The sequence below is a fragment of the Sphingomonas sp. OV641 genome (assembly GCF_900109205.1).
GTDB lineage: Bacteria > Pseudomonadota > Alphaproteobacteria > Sphingomonadales > Sphingomonadaceae > Sphingomonas.
On sequence record NZ_FNZB01000002.1, the window covers coordinates 352,261 to 372,526 of the forward strand.

Sequence of the window (20,266 nt, forward strand, 5' to 3'; positions counted from 1 at the left end):
TTCTCAATCCGTCGCCCCGGCCGAGGCGGGGGTCTTGTGAGCTATCGTAGGTCGTGTGGTCGCCAAGGTCACGCCGTCACCCCGGACTTGATCCGGGGTCCATCGTGCCGCGCACGCATCGGGGTCGGTATGCGCGGAACCATGGATCCCGGATCAAGTCCGGGATGACGTGGTGAAATGGGGCGCCGTGGCGGTCCAAGCTTAAGCGTGTCGATCAAGCCGCGCCGACGCCGCCCGACAGCGTGGGCACATCGAGGGCGGAGAAGCCGTAGTGCTTGAGCCAGCGGATATCGCCATCGAAGAAGGCGCGCAGGTCGTCCATGCCGTATTTCAGCATCGCCAGGCGATCGATGCCGCAGCCGAAGGCGAAGCCCTGCCATTCATCGGGATCAAGCCCGCAGGCGGCGATCACCTTGGGATGCACCATCCCGCTGCCCAGCACTTCCATCCAGCCGCCGTTGAGCACATCGCCCCCGCCGCCGATCACGCGCTTGCCCTTCTGGAGCGTGTAGCCGACGTCGACCTCGGCCGAAGGCTCGGTAAAGGGGAAGTAGCTCGGGCGTAGGCGCAGGACGATGTCGTCGCGCTCGAAAAAGGCCTTGAGGAAGGTTTCCAGCGTCCACTTCAGGTGGCCAAGCGTGATGCCCTTGTCGATCACGAGGCCCTCGACCTGGTGGAACATCGGCGTGTGCGTCGCATCGCTGTCGCTGCGATAGGTGCGGCCGGGCGCGATGATGCGGATCGGCGGTTTGTTCGCCAGCATCGTGCGGATCTGCACCGGCGAGGTGTGCGTGCGCAGCAAGCGAGGCCGCTCGCGATCCTCGGGCACATGATCGCCGGCGAGGTAAAACGTATCGTGCATCGCCCGGGCCGGATGGCTTTCGGGAATGTTGAGCGCGGTGAAATTGTGCCAGTCGGTCTCCATCTCCGGGCCCGCCGCGACGGCGAAGCCGAGGTCAGCGAAGATCTCCGCCAACTCGTCCATCACCTGGCTGACGGGGTGGATGGTGCCGGCGAGCGGCATGTCGACCGGAAGCGTCATGTCGATGCGCTCGGCGGCGAGCTTTGCCTCCAGCGCGGCGGATTCGAGCGCGGCCTTGCGGTTGGCGAGCGCCTGGGTGACGGCTTCGCGCAGCCCGTGGATCGCAGGGCCCTGCACCTGGCGCTCATCCGGGCTCATGCTGCCGAGCGACTTCAGGAGCGCGGTGACCCGGCCCTGCTTGCCGAGCGCCTCCACGCGAACGATTTCGAGCGCCTCCAGGCCAGCCGCGGCATCGACCGCGGTGAGGAGGTGCGTTTTCAGGTCGTCAGTCTCGGTCATGTTTTCCCGTTCCCTCCCTCGCCCCTGCCCGGCAGGGGAGAGGGTTGCGCAGACTTGGCAGCTCGCTGCCTAGTCGGAGCTGGGAGAGGGGTAAGCGGTCGCTCTGCGATCGCGCGGCGCCTGGGCGCCGCCCACCCCTCTTCCAACTTCGCCTAAGCCCCTTCGGGGCCAAGGCTACGTACCCTTCTCCCCTCGCGGGGAGAAGGAGTTTGAAACGCAAAGGGCGCGGGTGTTGCCACCCACGCCCTTCGTGTCGCTTCAGGAGAAGTGGCTTACGCCGCAGCCGGCAGCGCAGCCTTCACCTGAGCAACCAGCGCGGTAAACGCCTCGCCCTCGTGCATCGCGATGTCGGCCAGGACCTTGCGATCAAGGTCGATCCCGGCGAGCTTCAGGCCGTGCATGAACTGGCTGTACGTCAGGCCTTCGGCGCGGACGCCGGCGTTGATGCGCTGAATCCACAGGCCGCGGAACGTGCGCTTCTTCACCTTGCGATCGCGATAGGCGTACTGGCCGGCCTTCTCAACCGCCTGCCGCGCGATGCGGATGGTGTTCTTGCGGCGGCCGCGGTAGCCCTTGGCCTGTTCCAGAATGTTCTTGTGCTTGGCGCGAGTGGTTACGCCCCGCTTGATGCGTGCCATGTCTTAAACCTCCTCGTCGCTCAGTTCAGGCCGTACGGCGCCCATGCCTTCACCGTGGCGGTGTCGGCCTTCGACAGCACCGAGGTGCCGCGGTTCTGGCGGATGTACTTGGCGTTGTGGCTGATGAGGCGGTGACGCTTGCCGGCGACGCCGTGCTTGATCTTGCCGGTGGCGGTGAGCTTGAAGCGCTTCTTCACGCCGCTCTTGGTCTTGAGCTTGGGCATTTTGGTCCTTTCAAATCGAGCGAGACTGGAACCGCCGCGGCAGCCCTGATGGCCGGGCGATTCGTTTTGCCTCGCTGGGAAGAAGCGGGGCGCATAGCGGTGGCAGAGCGCAAATGCAACCAATGCGCGGCCCGAACGATTCGCCCGGATGGACATGGCGAGTGAGCGTAACGACCGGCCAGTGCCCCCTGCCCCCGCAGCCACGCGCGAGCGGCGACGGCGCATCGTGCGTAACACGATCATCGCGATCCTGGCGATCCCGGCGCTGATCTGGCTGGTGCTGTTCATCACCAAGGGGCGGTTCCTGAAGGGACCGTTCGAGACGATCGTGGGCCGCATGACCAACCGCGAGGTGCGCGTCGGCGGCGACTTCCAGCTCTACTTCGCGCCGCTCCGGATCAAATTCTACGCCGAGCGCTTCACCATCGCCAATCCGGCCTGGGCGACACGGCCGTATCTGTTCCGCGCGGACCGGATCGACACGCGCATCGCGCCCTTGTCGCTGCTGTTCGGCAAGCGGCGGCTCTATTCGCTGGATCTGGAGAATGGCGCGGCGGACCTGGAGTGGAACGCCGAACACAGCACCAATACCTGGACGTTCAGCGAGAAGAAGGGCGGCAAGCCGCTGGAATTCCCGCGCATCGACGTGGCCACGGTGCGCGGCACCACCGTGCGCTATCTCGATCCCCGCATGCGGCTGCTCGCCGACCTCGGGATCGAGGACATCCGGTCGAAAGACGCCCGCATCGGCAAGGCGGTGCGCGTGGCGGGCGAGGGACGGATCCGCGACACGCCGTTCCGCGTCGCCGGACAGCTGCTGTCGCCCGACGCAACGGTGAACCGCGGCGAGAACAAGCTGACGGCGCGCGCCTGGGCGGCCAACAATGTGGTGGACGTGTCGGGCACCCTCCCCTCGCTCGCCGAGATCGAGAACGTGCCGTTGCAGACCCGCGCACGCGGGCGCGACCTATCCGAACTGCTTGGCATCATCGGCGTGGTCCTGCCTGAGACGCGGGCGTACAATCTGAAGGCGCAGATGGTGAAGGATGGCGAGGTCTATCGCTTCACCCGCATGGCCGGCATCGTCGGCAAGAGCGACGTTGCCGGGCGACTGACCGTCACCAATGGCGAGCGGCTGCACCTTGATTCGACCATCGCCACCCGAAGCCTCGACATCGTCGATGCCTCCGTCCTGGTCGGCTACAATCCCGACATCGTCGAAGAAAAGGGCGCGGTTGCCGCCGCCGCCGCGACCGGATCGGGCCCGCAGAAGTTGCTGCCCGACAACGACCTGCCGGTGGAGAAGATGCGCGCCTTTGACGCCGACCTTCGCTGGACGGTGCGGCAGGTGAAATCGCGGCGCGTGCCGATTTCGAACATGGAACTGACGCTCGATCTCGATCGCGGGCGGCTGGCGCTGTCACCGTTCAGCTTCGCCATGTCGCGCGGCAATGTCGCCACCGACATCGTGTTCGACACGCGCCAGCGGCCGAGCGCGGTGAAATACGACATCCGCCTGGCGCCGACGCCGATGGGGCGGCTGTTCGCCGGCTGGGGCGTGGAGGAATCGGGCACCAGCGGCACGATCAAGGGACGGGTGCAATTGAGCGGACGTGGTGATTCGATCGCCGACTCGCTCGCCACCTCCAGCGGGCGGATCGCCTTTGTCATGCCGCAGGGCACCTTGTGGACGCGCAACGTGCAGCTGGCCGAGATCGACATCGGCACATTCGTCCAGAAGATGTTCTCCGGTCAGCTGAAGGAGCCGGTCAGCATCAATTGCGGCCTTGTCGGCTTCACCGTGCGGGGCGGGATCGCGGCGGCGGACCCGATCCTGATCGACACGCGCAAGAACGTGATCCTGGGCCGCGGCGGGTTCAGCTTCCGCACGGAGGCGATCGACCTTGCGATCCGCGCCGATGCCAAGAAGTTCAGCCTGTTTTCCGGCCAGTCGCCCGTCGGCCTGAACGGCTATTTCTCCGCGCCCGCGCTGGACGTGATCAGCCCGCAGCTGGTTGGCAGGGCAGGCGCCGGGCTGGGCCTTGCCGTCGCCGCCACGCCGCTGGCGGGCATCCTGGCGTTCGTGGACATCGGCGACGCCAAATCGGCGGCGTGCGGCCCGGTGCTGGCCGGCGCCAACGCCGCGGCGCAGCGCACCAGCAAGGGCGAGAAGCGCGACGACGTGGGCCGTGGCACGACGGCGAAGGACGAAGAGGGCAAGGACAAGCCGGGCAAAGAGCAGAAGAAGAAGTTTCTGGGGATCTTCTGATCCTCCGCCCCTTTCTGCGCGTCCGCTGACCGGCGCCCGAAAGCCTACATGGTATCGCTCAGCGGGCGCCCGGCGCTATGCTCCATGATCGCCCGGGCGCGGCGATTGCCCCAATCCTCTGACTGACGCCATTCGGCCTTGGTTTTGCAGACACGCTCCTTGCGCACCAGCGAGCCGGTGATCTCGATCTTGCGGCAAATCGGTTCTGCCGGCGTCGCCGGGGATGACGCCGAAGCGGCCGCCGCCGCGACCTGAAGCAAATGTCCCAACAACACGATCATTGTTGTTTCCCCGCAACACGCCGCCCGAAGACCAGGCCGGCGTCAATCCTGTTTCCAGCGCCTAGCCATGTGGCTCGAAACATCGTGCGGTGAAACCAGCGCAATGGATCAAACTTGGCCATGTACCGCACGACTGCCGCCCCCGACCAGTCGTGTGCGCCGATCTTTACTGACCGCTTGGACGCCCGGTGCTGTAATCTACAATGGCGCGCGCCCGACTATTGCCGCTGTCTTCGGCGGCGCGCCACTCTGCTTTGGTCTTGCAGACACGTTCCTTGCGGGCGAGCGAACCCGTCACCTCGATACGGCGGCAAACCGGCGTTTCATCAGTTGCCGATACTGGCATGGCAGAAGGGGGCGTGATCGATGTCTGAAGCAGGATCGCCAACGCAACCGAAACACTCGCCATGCCCGTTCTCCCCAATCGTAAGCAGAGTCATCGCCCCGTGACCGGGGAACTGGATAGATCATCTACCATGCCGCAATAGTCAGCGACAATGGTTTGTTCTTCCGGCGACAAATGTGGGTTCCAAACATCGAAGATCAGCACGGCGCGCAATTCATCGCTGTCATTCCACGCTTCATGTTCGATCGTATCGTCAAAGGCGAAGGGTTGGCCGATCACCCATTCGCGGGTCTCCCCACCCACCCGGAAGCCGCAGCCGGGCGGCACGATCAAGGGCAAGTGGACGATTGCACGCGTATTGGTGACGCCGGTGTGCGGCGGGATGCGCGTATGCGGCTTCAGCATGGAAAAGAAGGCACTGGGCGCCCGTCCCGGGATGCGCGCGCCCGGCAGGCGATCCAGCGCGGCGGCCGTGCGCGGGCAGCGATCCAGCACCGGCTGGTTGGGCCGGCCATATTCCCACAGGAAGCAGGCGCCCCAATCGAGATTGTTGTTGAGCGGATCCCATTGGCTGCCCGACACGCCTTTTTCCATGCGGACATAGGGTATGAGCGCCGGGCCGGGATCGGCGATCAGCGCCTCCAGCTCCGCCCGGATCGCCGCCGTATCGGCGGCCAGCTCCGCGAACCAGGGAAAGTGGTGATCGTCGAAGAATTCGTCCGCCGGCAGGAAAGGATAATGGATGCCGGCGCAGACATTGGGGTAGATGCGACGGGTGCCGAGCGCATGGTCGACGAAGGCCTGGGCGCGGCGCCGGCTCGTCTGGCCGAACCCGTCGTATTGCGGGGCGAGCGCCTGGCGGATCGGCGTGGCGAGCGCCGCACCCTGCTCGGCGCAATAGCGGCGCGCATGATCGATGAGGCGGACCAGTTCCTCGCTGGGATCGGCGACCTGCTCGCCGAGCTGGATCACGCCGGACCAGCGGAGCATCGCTTCCCGCCGGTCGCCCGCACGCTCGAACCATTGCGCCAGCCGCACCAGCGCCGGCAGATCGCGCGCATCCAGGCCCAGGGCCCCTTCAAGCGCCGCGCGCTCGCCGGCCTCGTCACCTGCCAGCCGGCTGGCATGGGCAAGATTGCGCCACAGGCTGCCTGCCGCCGGATCAAGCGCGACCGCCTGTTCGAACCAGCGCCGGGCGCCGGCGTGGTCGCGATTGCGCAGGGCGGCGAGGCCGCGGGCATTGGCTTCCTGAGAGGTCAGCGACATGACAACTTCCTATGATGCAACTGCACCCTTTGGAAGAAGATGCTGCGCGCGCGAACATAGGCTAGTGACAGATCATGTATTCAGGCAACAGTTTCGATCCTGCCGATGCGCGCTGGCTGGCACACCGATATGAAATCGTCCGCGATCAACTTCTCTACCGGCATGTTCCGCGCGAGTTGCATCAAGCCGGACCATTCCTGACCGACGAACTGGTCGGCGAACAGCCGAGCCAGGTGCTGGACAGGGCGGCGGGCGTGGCGGCGGCGCGCGGGCATGTTGCACCGTTGCACTTCATCTTCCACTCGGCGTTTTGCGCCTCCACCATGCTGGTGCGCGCCTTTGACGTCCCCGGCGTCGCGATGGGCCTGTCCGAGCCCGTCCTGCTCAATGACGTGACCGGCATCCGCCGACGGGGTGAGCGCACCGGCGCCGATCTGGCGCGGTTGCTGGACGAAGCGATGATGCTCCTCGCCCGTCGATGGGCACCGGGCGAGAGCGTCGTCGTGAAGCCGTCCAACATCCTGTGCGGGTTGCAGCGACCGATGCTGGCGCTCCGCCCGACGGCGAAGGCGATCCTGCTCCATGCGCCACTGGCGACGTTTCTCGCCTCGGTCGCGCGCAAGGGGCTGTGGTGCCGGTTGTGGGCGCGCGAGTTGCTGGAAGGATTGCTTCGTGACGGGCTGGTCGACCTGGGATTCGGGCCGAACGATTATTTCCGGCTAAGCGACCTGCAGGTGGCGGCGGTGGGCTGGCTGGCTCAGCATCGGCAATTCGCGCTGCTGGCGCAGCACTTTCCCGATCGCGTGCGCACGCTCAGCTCGGAGGCGCTGCTGACGGACCCCGATGGCGTGACCGGCGCGGCGGCCGCGTGGTTCGGCCTGCCGCCCGATCGCTTCGCCCGCCATGCGGCGCTAGGCCGCCACAGCAAATCGGGGCAGCCCTTCTCGACCGGCGATCGCGCGGCGGAACAGGCGGCGGCGGTCGCGGCGCATGGCGACGAGATCGACAAGGTGCTTGCCTGGGCGATGGTGCTTGCGGAGCAGAATGGCGTCGCCTTGTCGCTGCCGGCACCGCTGCTCACCTGACGCCATGGGGTGATCCGAGCGTCCTCCTGCATCGGGGGCGGTACACCTGTGCGTCACCCGCTGGTCGCGTCCCGGCAGTTACGACGCCGCCGATCTTAAGACCTTGAGGTCGCGAAGCTCGGATCCGAGCACACCGCCGGGTTGAGCAGTGCATGGTATCGTCAGGAGCCATGCGACGCTCGGCTCCTGTCGAAGAGCCTTCTTGGCATTGGATCGATCGGGCGCAGCGCCGCCTTGCCGGTCGGCGGCAGACAAAAAAAGGGCGGGCACAAGGCCCGCCCTTCTCTTTGGTCGTGAAGCTCGCGCTTAGAAGCGGATCTTCGCAGCCATCACGTAACGGCGACCGATCGCGTCATAGGTCGACGGGAAGGTGTTGCCGCTGTTGTAGGTGGTCGAGCCAGCCTCACCGCCAACGAGCGGCGGCTCGATGTCGAACAGGTTCTGGATGCCGACGGTGAACGTCAGGTTCTCGCCCACGTTCATGCGGGTGGTGAGGTCGATATAGTCCTTCGCCTTGATGCGGTTGAAGTTGACTTCCTCACCGGCCAGGACGCCTGCGCTTGCCGGCAGCGTGCCTTCGAAGATGAACCGCGAGGTCGCCGTGAAGCCACGATCGGCGAAGTCGTCAGCCGCGCCTTCGTAGCGCGTGCCGCCGATGTGACGCCACAGGAGCGACACGTCCACGCCCTCGATCGTCGCCGTACCGCGAACCGACCACTGCCACTCAGGGATCGGCTGACCGCAGTTGGCCGAGTAATAGCCGACGCAGTCACGGTTGTAGCTGCCGGACACGGCCTGGAACTTTGATTCGTCGGTCCAGGTCATCGAGCCCGCGAGGCTCAGCTTCGCGAAGCCGATGTCATGCGCATAGTTCGCGGTCACGTCGATGCCGCTGGTTTCCAGACGGCCGAGGTTCGACGTGGTCAGGAACAGGCCCGGCGTGGTGTTCGGATCGCCGTTCAGGCCGCCCGTGAGCGGATCACGACGGATCGCGGTGCACGCCGCGCTGGTGGCAGCGCTGGCCGGCGGGTTGTTCGCATCTTCACCAAAGCAGGCGGTGATCGCATCGCCCGGGGTGGGCGAGGTGATTGCGCCGCTGACCTTGATGTTGAAGTAGTCAACCGAGATCGACAGACGCGGCACGAAGGTCGGCTGGAAGACGACACCGGCCGTCCAGCTCTTGCCCACTTCCGGATCGAGCAGCAGGTTGCCGCCGCCGGTGGAGTTGGCCTGACCCGAGATCGGCTGCGCGATGGAGTCAACGTTGGCGGCCGATGCACCCTGCGCAAGGCAGATGGCGCGCAGCGTGCCCGACGGGTTCGGACGGATCCGCTGGCCGTTGTCGTCGAAGGTCGCGCACGGATCGTCCTGCAGGTTGGTGAGACCCGTCGACACCGGCGAGAACAGCTCGGCGATGTTCGGCGCGCGCACCGCACGTGCATAGTTACCGCGGATCTTCAGGCCGTTGACCGGAGTCCAGCTACCAGCCACCTTCCAGGTGGTGGTGTTGAAGCCCGGGTCGCCCGCTGCGTCGATCGTGTAGCTCGAGTAGCGCACGCCGCCCTCGACCGTCAGATCCTGGAAGAACGGACGGTTCTGGATCAGCGGAACGATGAGCTCGCCGATGGCTTCGTACACGTCATAGCCGCCGTCGATGTTCGGAGCCGGACCACCGGCACCGCCGAGGTCACCACCAGCAGCCAGCGTGTCCGACTGCTGCGACGCGGTGTAGCTGCGATACTCGCCGCCGATCGCGAAGGAGATCGGGTTTTCGGAGAGCGGGCTTGCCACGCCGAAATCGCCGCTGACCGTTGCACGCGCCTGCGCCAGCGACGTGCGGGTGCGAACGGTGGAGGTCTCGTTCAGGAAGTCAATCGCTTCGTCGGTCCAGGAAGCATTGTTCTCCGGGCCGAACCAGTTGATCGGAACGCAGCCCGAGGCCGTGCCGGCGAAGCAGCTGCTGGTGTTGTTGGCGAGGAAGCTGTCCGCCACGCGCGAGTTCAGGGTGTAGCCCTGGATCGCCTGCAGATTCTCCGACTCACCGTACGAACCGAAGACATCCCAGTCGATCGTGTCGGTGATGCCGCCACGTGCGCCGAGGCGGTAATCGAAGAAGGTGGTCGAATATTCGCTGACGCGGGGCCCGACCTCGGTTGCGCGGCGGAACAGCGCGCTGGTGACCGTCTGATAGCCGGCATCGCCCGGCGTCAGAGCCGGATTGGCGGCAGCGGCGCAGGCCGCGGCCGAAATGCCGTTCGCGGAGCAGAAGGAGCTGCGCAGCGAATCGGTCAGGAACGGATTGTTCAGCGGAATGTCGACGGCGACACCGAACGAGCCCGACGGCGCGATGATCGTCGAGACGGTGTTCTTCGAGAAGATGCCGCGGGTGTAGACCTCGACGTCATCGCTGACTTCGTAGTTGGCTGCACCGTAGATGTTGAAGCGCTCGAACGGCGTCTGGTAGACGTTGTACGGGTTGAAGTTGAACGCCGTGAACGCCGTGCCCGGACGGAAAGCCGTGCCGTCTGCGTTGACCTGACGGGTGCCCTGACCCGGCAGCGAGAAGCGCGACGGAACCGCCGTGCCCGAGCCGCCGCCGCCGCCCGAGGCGGAGCTGAGCGCGAGAACGCCGAAGTCACGGCCGCCCTGGTAGATGGGGTCGGATTCCTGGTAGCCGATGCTGAACACGGCGTTGCCGCGACCGTCATCGAAGTTCGCACCGATCGTCAGGTCGGCACGGAACACGCTGCCGTCGCCTTCTTCGCTGATCTGCTGCGAGACGTTCGCTTCCAGACCGGCAAAGTTGCGGCGGGTGATGAAGTTGATGACGCCCGAAACCGCGTCCGCACCATAGGTGGTCGAAGCACCGCCGGTCAGCACGTCGACGCGCTCGATCAGAGCGAGCGGCACGTTGTTAAGGTCGAAGCGGCCGTTCAGTTCGGCCGGCACGAGGCGCACGCCATCGAGCAGGACGACGTTGCGGTTCGAACCGAGGTTGCGGAGGTTGGCGAAGGATGCACCGCCGTTGCCGTTGTTCACGGCCGAACCGATCGACGGGGTGATGCCCGGCAGTTCGCGCAGCAGCTCTTCGGCGACGTTCGCCTGCTGCAGGTCGATTTCGTCAGCGCCGACGACCTTGACCGGGGTCGCCTGAACGAGGTTCGGGTTCTTGATGAGCGTACCGGTGACGACGATGTCGCCGGTCGCGGTCTCGGACGTATCGGCACCTTCCTGCGTCACGACGCCCGGTGCGGGTGTGCCCGGGGTGACGGTCGAGTCGACCTGCTGCGCCGATGCCGAGCCGGCGGCCATGACGGCGCCGACGAACAGCGTCGTCGTCAACAAGCGCGAGCGAAAAGTTGTGCGCATGTGTGTTTCCCTTTTGATGCCCCGGTTGAACCCGGTTTATCGGCTTGCCCTAATGTGCGGTCGGCATTGACGACCCACATGGCGCAAAGGGCTAATCAGCAATTCACGCCCCTGCAATCTCCACCCAACGCAACTGCAACATTGCGGCGCGGGTGTAACAGGAAGGCAACACTTTCCTGTCCGGCTTGTCCGTTTTCACGACACTCTCTATCGCCGGGGCCAGTTCAGGGAGACAAAAAATGGCGCAGTTCCAGAGGCTGGCGGTCGGCGCGGCCGCGACCGTAATGTTCGCCGCAGCCGGTGTCGCGGGCGCACAGGCGCAGGACGGCGCGGGCGAGCGGGTGCTTCAATCATTCTCGCAATGCCGCACGATCACGGCACCGGACCAGCGCCTCGCCTGCTTCGACAAGGCAGCAGCATCGCTGGCGCAGGCGGTGGAAGCAAAGGAAGTGCGCATCCTCGACAAGGAAGACGTGCGGCGCACCCGTCGATCGCTGTTCGGCTTCACGCTGCCACGTGTCGGGCTGTTCGACGAGGATGAGGAAGAGGCGAAGAAGGAGGAGTTCACCGAGATCAACACTACGGTGGCATCCGCCCGCTCGCTGCAGAACGGACGGGCCGAGATCCGGCTGAACGGCGATGATGGCGCCGTGTGGCAGACGACCGAGGCGATGACCTTCCCGCCCAAGGCCGGTGACAAGATCCGCATCCGGCGCGGCGCGATCGGCAGCTATTTCATCAACGTCGGCGGACGCAGCGTGCGCGGCATGCGCGTGCGCTGACCCCCGGCTGGGGGCGAGCGCACGCGCGCGCTCGCCTAGGCTGGTGTCAGCGCCAGCGCTGGCAGAACCTCGGACCGGATGGCCTGTTCGATCCGCTGGGCATAATGGTCAAAGCCGATCTCCGGCGGGTGGACGTTATCGGCCGCCACATAGAAGCCGGCGTTCGCCACGCCAGCCGGCACGCCGGTGCCGTTGTTCCACGCGCCCAGCACCCAGGGCGGCACGGCGCCGCAGATCGGGATGAAGAAGGTGAGCGGATCGCCATGCTGTGCCACGGCCGCAGCGATCGCGGCCTCGGTCGCCGGTGCGCCGGGCACGTTGATGGATGGCACGCCAACCACGATGACCGGCGCCGCGGTGCCCGCGCGCAGCGCACGCAACGTGGCGAGGGTTGCCGCCTGCACCTGCGCAGGCGCATAGCCGGCGTCGTTGCTGGATCCCATCAGCAGCATGACATCAGGTGACAGCGACAGCGCATGCGGCACGCGCTGGCCAAAGGTCACGAACCCGGATGGCGAGGCGTTGCAATAGCCGGTGCCGCCGACCGAGAGGTTCCAGGTATCGCGCCAGCCAAGCCGCTTGGCGAGCAACTGGGCAATCGATCCGCCTGCCAGCCACGGACCATAGCTGGACCCGGCATTATAGCTGTCGCCGATGACGACCATGCGCGGCGCGCCGCCGCCGCCAGCGCTGACGATCGCCGATGGAGCGGCCTGGACCCCGCCGAAACAGGACGCGCTCTTGCCGGTTTCGAGCTCATAATGGCGGAGCCGCCGTCCCGTGCTGCCCGACCAGTCGATCACCATCCACTGGTCCTGACCGGCGACCACATGGCTGCCCGGCATCAGATAGCGCCCGTCGACGATCACCCTGATCTGCGCCGATCCTGCGGGAAGGAACAACGCCAGCCGGTCGCCATCACAGGTGAAGGACACGGATGCGCCGGCGCACATGGGCATGCCGGCCTTTGCCTCGAAGCTCGCCAGCGTCCAGAAATTGGTCCGCAACGGCGCGGTGGCCGCGCCGCGAACCGTATAGGCGCCGGGATGGCTGGCCGGTGCCCAGGTCGCGCCCAGGGAAGGATTGCTCGTCACAAAGGAGACGATGGGCGCGCCATCGGCGGGATCGGCAGCGCACGTGCCGCCAAGATAGGTCCAGTAAAGCGAACTGTTGCCGTCCGCGACATATTGGCCGCTGCTGGTGGTGGCAGGGCCGGCGCCCGTGGAAGGCGATGTGCCGGCAAGGCCGCACATATACCAGCCGCCATTGTGGCTGACGATCTGGCCCACCGCATAGGGCGTGCCGGGTGCATAGGCCGGTGGCGCGAGCCAGGGCTGCAGGACCACCGGGTTGCGCCCCGCCGCCGCGGCCGCCGCGCGGGATAACAAGTTGTGCCGCCCGGCCATCGTCACGGCGTCGCGCACGCGGGCGGTGAGGCCGCGCGCCACCAGATCGCGCGCGCTCATTGCGCCACCCGATAGGTGAGGGTGCCGCCTGTGAGCGTTGCGAAGAGATAATAGCTCGCGCCCACCTCGCTTTCCTCGGCGGCGGCTTCATTGGCGTTGGCTGTGAAGCGCGCCCAGCGTGCACCGCCCGCCGTCAGCGGGAACTTGGTAACGCCGCCATCGACCGAGCGGAGCAGGTCCACCGTGCCGGACCAGTCGCCGGAAAGGGTGACCCAGATCGGTCGATCCAGTTCCGGCAGGAAAGGGCCGGCAAATCCGCTGGCCCCCAGCGAACCCGCCAGTGGCACCGACCCGGCCGGCTTCTTCAACAGCCGCACGGGCAATGGGTTGCCATCGTGAACGGCAACCGCCGGCGCATCGACCGCGCCGAACGCCATTGCATATTGCGGTACGAACCCCGCGGGTATCTCCACTTCCGCCACTATCGTCACTCCTGCTGTGTTCCGCTTATGTTCTACAGCAGGCGAAAGGATGTAGGACAGGCCCCGTCAGGCGATCTCGCGTTCGATCAGGGTCCGCAGGCTGTCGGCGGCCTGTGAAATGTGAAAGCGGGTCAGGAACGAGGCGCGCGCCTTGCGCCGCATGGCCGCGCGCTCGGCCGGGGAACAATCGAGAAAGCGCGTCAACAGCGCGATCGTCCCTTCTTGCGTGTCGGAAGCCACCAGTCCCGCCCCGTCCGCCACCGCTTCGCGCCAGATGGCGACCTGATCACTGACGAGTACCGGCGTGCCGGCGGCAAGCGCCTCTGCCACGGCGATCCCGAAATTTTCCTGATGCGAAGGCAGAACGAAGGCGCTGGCGGCCTGCAGCGCGCCGGCCTTTGCCGCGCCATCGAGCATGCCGGGGAAATGAACCCGCTCCGCCAATCCGGCGCGCGCCGCCACCGTGCGCAGGTGCGGCACAAGGCCCGCTTCGTCCGGGCCGGCGATCACCAGATCGAGCGCTGGGTCGCGGGCGGCGACCGACGCAAACGCCTCCACCAGCAGGTCGCAGCCCTTTTTCGGATGAATCCTGCCGAGGAAGAGCAGGAACGGGCGGCCGCGCAGCGGCGGCAGCACGCGACGAAAGGCCGCCACGACATCCTGGTCAGGGTCGCCCAGGTCGGCCGTGCCGTAATTCACGACGGCGCTCCGCAGCCGATAGGGCCGGAATGCGCCATGGGCGCGCAATCGCTCCTCCTCGCTGGTGAAGAACACGGCGCGCGCGCCAGCGAGCAGGCGTCCTTCGGTCCACCACCAGCTCGCCTGTTTGGCAAGATGCTTCAGCGGGGCGGCACGGCGGAACCACGGATCAAGCGCTCCATGGGGAAAAACAAAGTAGGGCGTGCGCCCGCCCGCAAGCGCAACCGCTGCGCCGCGGGCGGCATAGCGCCACAGACCGGATATGATGATCGCATCATAGGCGCCGGCGTGTTCGCGAAGCCAGGGCACCATGTGCGGCGCATAGCGATAGCGGCGCAGCGGCCCGGCCCCGCGATCCGGACCCAGGGCGATGATGGTGCCGGGATAATCGGGCACGTGGCGCTCGTGCGGCGGATCGAGCGTCAGCATATCCTGTTGGTGCCCCTGCCCGGCCCAGATCTCCCCCACCCGACGCGCCCCTTCGATCGGGCCCCCGGTGCGTGGATCGGCACTCGCGATGATACGCAGGATGCGCGTCATGCCGAGGGCGCGATCGGCAGGCCGCTGAGCACGGCGAGACGCACGAGACGCGCGCTGCCGGAGGAGCAGGCGGCCAATTGCCGGTCCCATTCCGCCACCTTGGCCGCGACCAGGAAGCGGTACCAGAAGCCCTGCAGCACGTGATAGATCAGCCCCGGCCGGCCATCGAGAAAGCCGCCCTGACCGACGTAGCGAAACAGGAAATAACCGAGCGGCGCCGCCCAGAGCGGCAGGCGATCGTACACGAGCCTTTTCACCTGCCGCTTGCGCCGTGCCGGCGGGGAAAGGGCGCCGGCTCCGCTGTCACCATCCGTGTCGAACAAGGCGTAGCGGGCCGCCAGCACCTCCACCGCCTCGCGGCTGGCGTAACCGTTATGCTTGGCGGTGAAGAAGGTCAGGTCGCCTGCATTGGCATCGGCGAAGCCGCCGGCCAATTGGATCGTCCTGCCGCGACCCACCACCACATGTTCGTCCATCCAGCGGCGTTCCACCCGCCCAGCTCCGGTGCGCCAGATCCGCAGCAGCCACAGGGGATGGCGACCACCGTGGCGGATCCAGCGACCCATGAAGATGTGCTTTCGGTTCAGCAGGATACCGGTGACGCCGGCGTCGAGCATGGGCAGGGTGCGCGCGATCGCGCTGGCGAGATCCGGCTCGATCAGCTCGTCGGCGTCCAGCCGCAGCGTCCATCCGGTGGCGATCGCGCCGTGATCCAGCGCCCATTGCAGCTGCGCGGCATGGCTGGTGAACGGGTGCTGCACCACCCGTGCGCCAGCCTCCTGCGCCACCTTTACCGTGTCATCGGAGGAGAAGCTGTCGACCACCAGCACATCGCGCGCGATGCCGCGCACGCTTGCGATGGCGCGGCCGACATGATGCGCCTCGTTGAAGGTGAGGATCACGACCGTGAGGTCGGGTTTCGCATCTGAACGTTGAGCGCCCTCCACAGGCGCCCGCAGGATCACGCCGCGCTTCCGAAGCGGATGCGCCGTTCGCGCAACTTGCGTGCCGGGTTACCGCCGTACACGGTCCATCGCGCCAGATCGCGCATGGCGCAGCCGCGGGCACCCAGCACCGCGCCGGTACCGATGGTGACGCCAGGGCCCACGAACGCTTCTGCCGCCACCCAGGCGCGGGCGCCGACGGTGATCGGACGCGCGAGAAGCTGAAAGGCAGCATCCTCCACGTCATGCGAGCCGGCGCACAGATGGGCGCGCTGCGAAATCACCGCATGCGACCCGATGATCACCGGCGCCATGGAATAGATGATCGCCCCGGGGCCGATCGCCGCATGATCGCCCATCGAAAGGTTGGCGGGCGACCAGATCCGGACGCTGCCATAGACATTCGCCGTTGGCGCGACTCGCGCGCCGAACAAACGCAACAGCAATCGTCGCCACGCGCGCAGCGGCGGCGGCGTCCAGCGGATCAGAAGCCACCAGGTCACCGCCCAGGCGAGCCGGTACAGCCGATTGCTCAGCGCGAAGCTCGGTCCCCCCTCCCACGCACGCGTGATCCGCCCGTCAAGCGGCCGCGCCATCGCGATTTGCCATTGCTTTGTCCCCCCGCCGTCAAGACTAAGCGATCCATTAACTTACCGCAACTGGGTGGATCGACGTTTATACCCTTGGTTGATAGAAGCTCGTTGACGTGAATTGGGGAGGATGTGCGTACGATCATGAAATCGCTTGGCTGGATATATCTAACTGGCCTTGCGGTGGCGGCGCTTTTGCAACTTTTCCTAGGCGCTGACCGGTGGCTTCTCGCCGTCCTTCTGCTTATCTCCAGCGCCGCGCTACTACCTTTTATAGTCCAAACCTGGCGCGTTTCTGACGGTCTCTACATGATCATGACCGTCTACTTCGGCACGGGCGCGCTTATGATAAAGACGATGGCGGGACAGCCGGTTCATACCAATCTTCATGTCCCGGAGCTTTCCGCCGGCTATCTCCTTCTCGGTTTTTCTTCGACCAGCATCGGCTATATGGGGAGCCGCATGGTTCGCCGGTCCTCGCGCATGACAGGGGAGCTGCGGGCGATCACGAGCCATTCGCCCGACCTTGCGCGGCTGGCCGTCCCCACATTCCTCCTCGGCAGCGCATTTCTGTTTCTGCAGACCCAGTTTCGCCCGATTGCCGTGGCGGGCGGGTTCGAGGCTGGCGGCTTCGGCGGCTTCGGCACCTTCTATCCACTGCTACCGCTCGGCGCCGCCATGCAGGCCGGCCTGGTCGCGCGCCACCCCCGGCAACAGCGCCATCTCGCCGTGCTGGCCGCCATGGCCGTGATCGTTCTGGCCCTGACCCTGGCCGACAACACGAAGCGGACGTTGTTCGATTTTCTGCTGGCGATCACCCTCGTCTTTCTTGTCCACGGAAAGCGCCTGCGGCTGCGCTGGATCGTACCGGCCGTCGCTGGTGTCGTGCTGCTGCTCGCAATGGTGATGCCGGCGATCCAGATCGTGCGCACCATGGCCGATGTTCGCAGCACCGGGCGGATCGCCGCCACGTGGCAGGTGATGCGCGATGCCGGTTTTGATCCCGCACGCTTGACCGCCGAGGCGGACCGGATCGCGCAGGGGCATCAGCTCGTCTGGCGGGACAGCTACATTTATCCGCTGGCCTGGAACACGGAGCGGTTCACCATGATCCAGCCCATCGATCTGGTGGCGCGCGGGCTGACGGAGCGCGGAACCATGGGCGGCGCGGACCTTTGGCGCGATCCGGCGGAAACCCTGCTTCCCGGTTTTCTCATGAACAAGTCGCTGGCCAACGCCCCCGACCGCATCGCTTGGCATTATGGCTTTCGCGCCAACGGCTCGATCGCGCGCCCGGTGGTGGGGCTGGTGGCCAGCAGCCTTGCCGCGTTCGGGATTGCCGGCGTGCTGCTGCTCCCCATGCTGGTGAGCACGCTGACCTTTGTCGCGCTGGATCTGCTGGGTGGTCGCCTTGCCGGCAATGTCTGGGGCGCGTTCGTGCTGACCGCCACGGCCCATCTCGCCGAGAAAGAGGCGAGCACGATGCTGTCCTTCTTCTGCCGCGGTTTTCCGTTTCTGCTGCTGGTGGCCGCGCTGCTGCTGCTGATCGGCCGTACCCGGCGGGCGCGTACGGTTCAGGTCATCCCGGTCAATGGCATGTCGCTGTAGAGAAGAGCCTCAAGGTTTCGCGTAAAGGCAGCGCCGGTGTAATGCCGTTCGACCTTCAGGCGCCCGGCCGCCCCCATGCGATCGGCAAGACGCCGATCGTTCAGCAATCGGCCCAGCGCGTGCGCCAACGCGCCGACATCGGCGGGATCGATCGTGAAGCCGTCCACCCCATCGCTGATCACCTCCCCCGCCGCGCCGAAGCAGGACCCGACCACCGGCAGCCCGCGCGCCCACGCCTCCAGATAGACGATCCCGAAGCCTTCCTTCGAGGATGGAAGGGCAAAGAGGCGGGCTTCCGCATAAGCGCGGGCGAGGGCGATGTCGGAAACGGCGCCAGGGAGTGCGACGCGCGCCTCCACACCGAGTTGAACGGCAAGCGTGCGATATTCCGCCCGCAATGGCCCGTCACCAATCACCATGAGACGCGCCGTCGGGAGGAGCGGCAAGGCGCGGACGAGCTTGTCGACGTGCTTCTCGCGTTCGCCAGCCTGAAGGCGCGCCACAGTCAGGATTGTCTCGCCCTCCGCCCGCACAGGCGCATCGGGCAGGTCGACGGCATTGGGGAAGAGGACAAATGTGCCCTCGTCCAAAGCAAAGGCGCCCGCCATCCTGCTCATCGAGTATCTACTGACAATTGCCACCCGATGGACGACGTGCCGAAGCATCGCTGGCTCCCACCAACGCACCGGGCGGTAGGCGGGATCACCCCAAGACTCGATCCCATGCGCGAACAGGATGATCCGGGCGCGCGGCCGTAGCAGGCGGATCAGCAGGGCTAGCGGCAGCAGATTGATGTGCCCGATCAGGATTGGCTCTGCGCCGAGAACGCCGGAAAGGACCCGGCGCGCAAACCGCATCGGCGCATCTTCGGCTCGCATGGCGGTGACGGTGGGAACGCCAAGGGTCGCCAGTGACGCGATCACCCGGCGATTAAACCGCTGAATACCGCCATGGCCCCGCGCGGACAGGCCGATGAAGAGGACGCGGCGGGCTCGTTCACCGCGCACGGCGATGTCCAGCGATGATGGTGATCGGGATCATCGCGGCGTGCGCGGCGAGCAGGGCGGCGGCGATGCCGGTCAGGCCCCATGCCTCCGTCACCGCACCGGCGGCGGCCATGATGGCGAGCGCGACAATCAGGAAGGCGGCCGTGACGCCGCCGTGCCTGTTCACCGCCGCGATCGGCGTAAGCAGTGCCGACCACAGCATCTCCGCCGCCACGGCGGCGACGAGCAGCGGCAGGAACGGGTAAACGGCGCCGACCGAATCATGCGTGAGGAGCGGCAGGACGAAGGGTGCCGCGACAAGTATCGCCAGCCCATAGGCGACGATCAGGATAAGGGTGGCGCCGACCTGGAGCCGCAGCAGCCTGGCGGCACAATGCTGATCACCCTGACCGGCGAGCGCCGCATATTCGCTGGCGACGCTGTTGCTGATCATGTTCGTTGCAGCCATGCCTAGGCGCGCCAGGGTGCGGGTGGTGGCGAAGGTCACCGTTGCCACCGCGCCCATGATCCCGCCGATGATCACGACGGGGAGATGAATCAGCAGCGCCTGCCCCAGCGGGAGCAGCATATGGGCGAGCGCCGGTCGCCAGAGGCGGGTCAGCGTGGCCCCGTCCGCCAGTCGCCAACCCAGCCGCAGCCAGTCCGCAAGGCGCCGCAGCGAGCGATAGGCGGCGAAAAGCGCGATCAGCCGGGTGACGACCATCGCCGCGGCGGCGGCGACCAATCCGCCGCCGGCCCATGCGGCGATCGCGATAGCCGCCCCCTCCATGAGCCGCGCAGTGGCGGCCCAGGCGGCCTCCGTCGCCGGGCGGTTGCCGGAGCGGATGCCGGCGCAGACCAGAAGAAAGAACTGGTAGAGGAGAACCTGGAGGATGAGCAGCAATAGTACGGCGGGGGCCGAGACGGCCGCTTTCGCATCCAGCGCCAGCCATTGCCGGAGATCAACGGCCAGGATGAGCGCCGCGCTGGCCACCATCAGCAACGGTGATGCCGCGCACAGCAGGGCAAAGACGCTGTGAAAGACCCGCGTCGCCACATCGCGCCGGCCGGCCGCCACCGCCATGACCATCGCGTTCTTCGCCACGTTGGTGAAGCCGAGATCGCTGAAGGTCAGGTAAAAGGGCACGGCGGATAGAAGCAGCCACGCGCCGTAGAGCCGGGTGCCCCAGGCGTGCAGCAGCAGCGGCACGAGCGCGATCTGCACCAGCATCGTGACAATCTGGCCATAAGCCTGGGCAGAAAGGGTGCGGCCGAGGCGCAAGGTGGTGGCGCGGTCCAGCGACCGGCCAATCATGTTCCGCCCGGCTGCCACACCGCCTGCCCCCTTGATCCCCGCGCACTAGCTGCGGCTATTACGCGGCCGGAGCAAGCGGCTTCATGCTGCGCCGCTATTCGCCAAGGGCTGTGGC

At 66.5% G+C, this 20,266-nt stretch carries 18 protein-coding genes; 4 read left to right on the forward strand and 14 right to left on the reverse strand.

Annotated features, from left to right (window positions below; translation table 11 throughout):
* Window positions 1-214: 214 nt before the first annotated feature.
* The 3 genes from pheS to rpmI form a co-directional block, all read right to left on the reverse strand.
* A complete protein-coding gene (gene pheS, locus BMX36_RS12575; RefSeq protein WP_093065936.1) occupies window positions 215-1,321 on the reverse strand; it encodes a phenylalanine--tRNA ligase subunit alpha in 1,107 nt (368 codons plus the stop codon).
* A gap of 272 nt (window positions 1,322-1,593) precedes the next feature.
* A complete protein-coding gene (rplT, locus tag BMX36_RS12580) occupies window positions 1,594-1,959 on the reverse strand; it encodes a 50S ribosomal protein L20 (protein ID WP_066775113.1) in 366 nt (121 codons plus the stop codon).
* Window positions 1,960-1,979: 20 nt separating this feature from the next.
* Window positions 1,980-2,183 carry a 50S ribosomal protein L35 gene (gene rpmI / locus BMX36_RS12585; RefSeq protein ID WP_066775110.1) on the reverse strand — a complete coding sequence of 68 codons (204 nt, stop codon included), beginning with the start codon at window positions 2,181-2,183 and terminating at the stop codon, window positions 1,980-1,982.
* 154 nt (window positions 2,184-2,337) lie between these two features.
* Between rpmI and BMX36_RS12590 the strand changes: the two genes are divergently transcribed.
* On the forward strand, window positions 2,338-4,452 hold the full coding sequence (locus BMX36_RS12590; RefSeq protein WP_093066379.1) for an AsmA family protein: 2,115 nt from the start codon (window positions 2,338-2,340) through the stop codon (window positions 4,450-4,452).
* Window positions 4,453-4,496: 44 nt separating this feature from the next.
* On the opposite strand, the gene BMX36_RS12595 is transcribed toward BMX36_RS12590, so the two are convergent.
* From BMX36_RS12595 to BMX36_RS12605, 3 genes are all read right to left on the reverse strand, one after another.
* Complete coding sequence (locus BMX36_RS12595; RefSeq protein WP_066775106.1) at window positions 4,497-4,733, reverse strand: hypothetical protein; 237 nt, start codon at window positions 4,731-4,733, stop codon at window positions 4,497-4,499.
* A gap of 166 nt (window positions 4,734-4,899) precedes the next feature.
* Window positions 4,900-5,142 carry a hypothetical protein gene (locus BMX36_RS12600; protein WP_093065938.1) on the reverse strand — a complete coding sequence of 81 codons (243 nt, stop codon included), beginning with the start codon at window positions 5,140-5,142 and terminating at the stop codon, window positions 4,900-4,902.
* 27 nt (window positions 5,143-5,169) lie between these two features.
* The gene (locus BMX36_RS12605; protein WP_093065940.1) at window positions 5,170-6,345 is read right to left on the reverse strand and encodes an aspartyl/asparaginyl beta-hydroxylase domain-containing protein; all 1,176 of its coding nucleotides are present in this window, start codon (window positions 6,343-6,345) and stop codon (window positions 5,170-5,172) included.
* Between the two features lie 74 nt (window positions 6,346-6,419).
* Here BMX36_RS12605 and BMX36_RS12610 point away from each other — a divergent pair, with 74 nt between their 5' ends.
* Window positions 6,420-7,430, forward strand: coding sequence for a hypothetical protein (locus BMX36_RS12610; RefSeq protein WP_093065942.1), 1,011 nt, complete (start codon window positions 6,420-6,422; stop codon window positions 7,428-7,430).
* Between the two features lie 306 nt (window positions 7,431-7,736).
* Here the strand turns inward: BMX36_RS12610 and BMX36_RS12615 are convergent, their stop codons facing one another.
* Window positions 7,737-10,799 (reverse strand): TonB-dependent receptor domain-containing protein, encoded by a 3,063-nt coding sequence (locus tag BMX36_RS12615; RefSeq protein WP_093065944.1) that lies wholly within the window; start codon window positions 10,797-10,799, stop codon window positions 7,737-7,739.
* Between the two features lie 239 nt (window positions 10,800-11,038).
* Here BMX36_RS12615 and BMX36_RS12620 point away from each other — a divergent pair, with 239 nt between their 5' ends.
* Window positions 11,039-11,581: a hypothetical protein gene (locus BMX36_RS12620; RefSeq protein ID WP_093065946.1), complete on the forward strand. Its 543-nt coding sequence runs from the start codon at window positions 11,039-11,041 to the stop codon at window positions 11,579-11,581.
* Between the two features lie 35 nt (window positions 11,582-11,616).
* Here the strand turns inward: BMX36_RS12620 and BMX36_RS12625 are convergent, their stop codons facing one another.
* The 5 genes from BMX36_RS12625 to BMX36_RS12645 are packed head-to-tail and all read right to left on the reverse strand — an operon-like array spanning window position 11,617 to window position 16,248.
* A complete protein-coding gene (locus BMX36_RS12625; protein ID WP_093065948.1) occupies window positions 11,617-13,047 on the reverse strand; it encodes a GDSL-type esterase/lipase family protein in 1,431 nt (476 codons plus the stop codon).
* A complete protein-coding gene (locus tag BMX36_RS12630; RefSeq protein ID WP_143058567.1) occupies window positions 13,044-13,478 on the reverse strand; it encodes a hypothetical protein in 435 nt (144 codons plus the stop codon). Before BMX36_RS12630 ends, BMX36_RS12625 begins: the two co-directional genes overlap by 4 nt.
* A 57-nt stretch (window positions 13,479-13,535) precedes the next feature.
* Window positions 13,536-14,708 carry a glycosyltransferase gene (locus tag BMX36_RS12635; RefSeq protein ID WP_093065952.1) on the reverse strand — a complete coding sequence of 391 codons (1,173 nt, stop codon included), beginning with the start codon at window positions 14,706-14,708 and terminating at the stop codon, window positions 13,536-13,538.
* Complete coding sequence (locus BMX36_RS12640) at window positions 14,705-15,673, reverse strand: glycosyltransferase family 2 protein (protein WP_218142165.1); 969 nt, start codon at window positions 15,671-15,673, stop codon at window positions 14,705-14,707. Before BMX36_RS12640 ends, BMX36_RS12635 begins: the two co-directional genes overlap by 4 nt.
* Window positions 15,670-16,248: a putative colanic acid biosynthesis acetyltransferase gene (locus BMX36_RS12645; RefSeq protein ID WP_066775080.1), complete on the reverse strand. Its 579-nt coding sequence runs from the start codon at window positions 16,246-16,248 to the stop codon at window positions 15,670-15,672. The genes BMX36_RS12640 and BMX36_RS12645 overlap by 4 nt, the downstream gene beginning before the upstream one ends.
* 303 nt (window positions 16,249-16,551) lie before the next feature.
* Here BMX36_RS12645 and BMX36_RS12650 point away from each other — a divergent pair, with 303 nt between their 5' ends.
* A complete protein-coding gene (locus BMX36_RS12650) occupies window positions 16,552-17,850 on the forward strand; it encodes a hypothetical protein (RefSeq protein WP_093065954.1) in 1,299 nt (432 codons plus the stop codon).
* On the opposite strand, the gene BMX36_RS12655 is transcribed toward BMX36_RS12650, so the two are convergent.
* Entirely contained in the window at window positions 17,817-18,857 is a 1,041-nt protein-coding gene (locus BMX36_RS12655) for a glycosyltransferase family 4 protein (protein ID WP_093065956.1), read from the reverse strand. The genes BMX36_RS12650 and BMX36_RS12655 overlap by 34 nt on opposite strands.
* Window positions 18,847-20,151, reverse strand: a complete 1,305-nt coding sequence (locus BMX36_RS12660) for a polysaccharide biosynthesis protein (protein WP_093065958.1) — start codon at window positions 20,149-20,151, stop codon at window positions 18,847-18,849. Before BMX36_RS12660 ends, BMX36_RS12655 begins: the two co-directional genes overlap by 11 nt.
* Window positions 20,152-20,266: the final 115 nt, after the last annotated feature.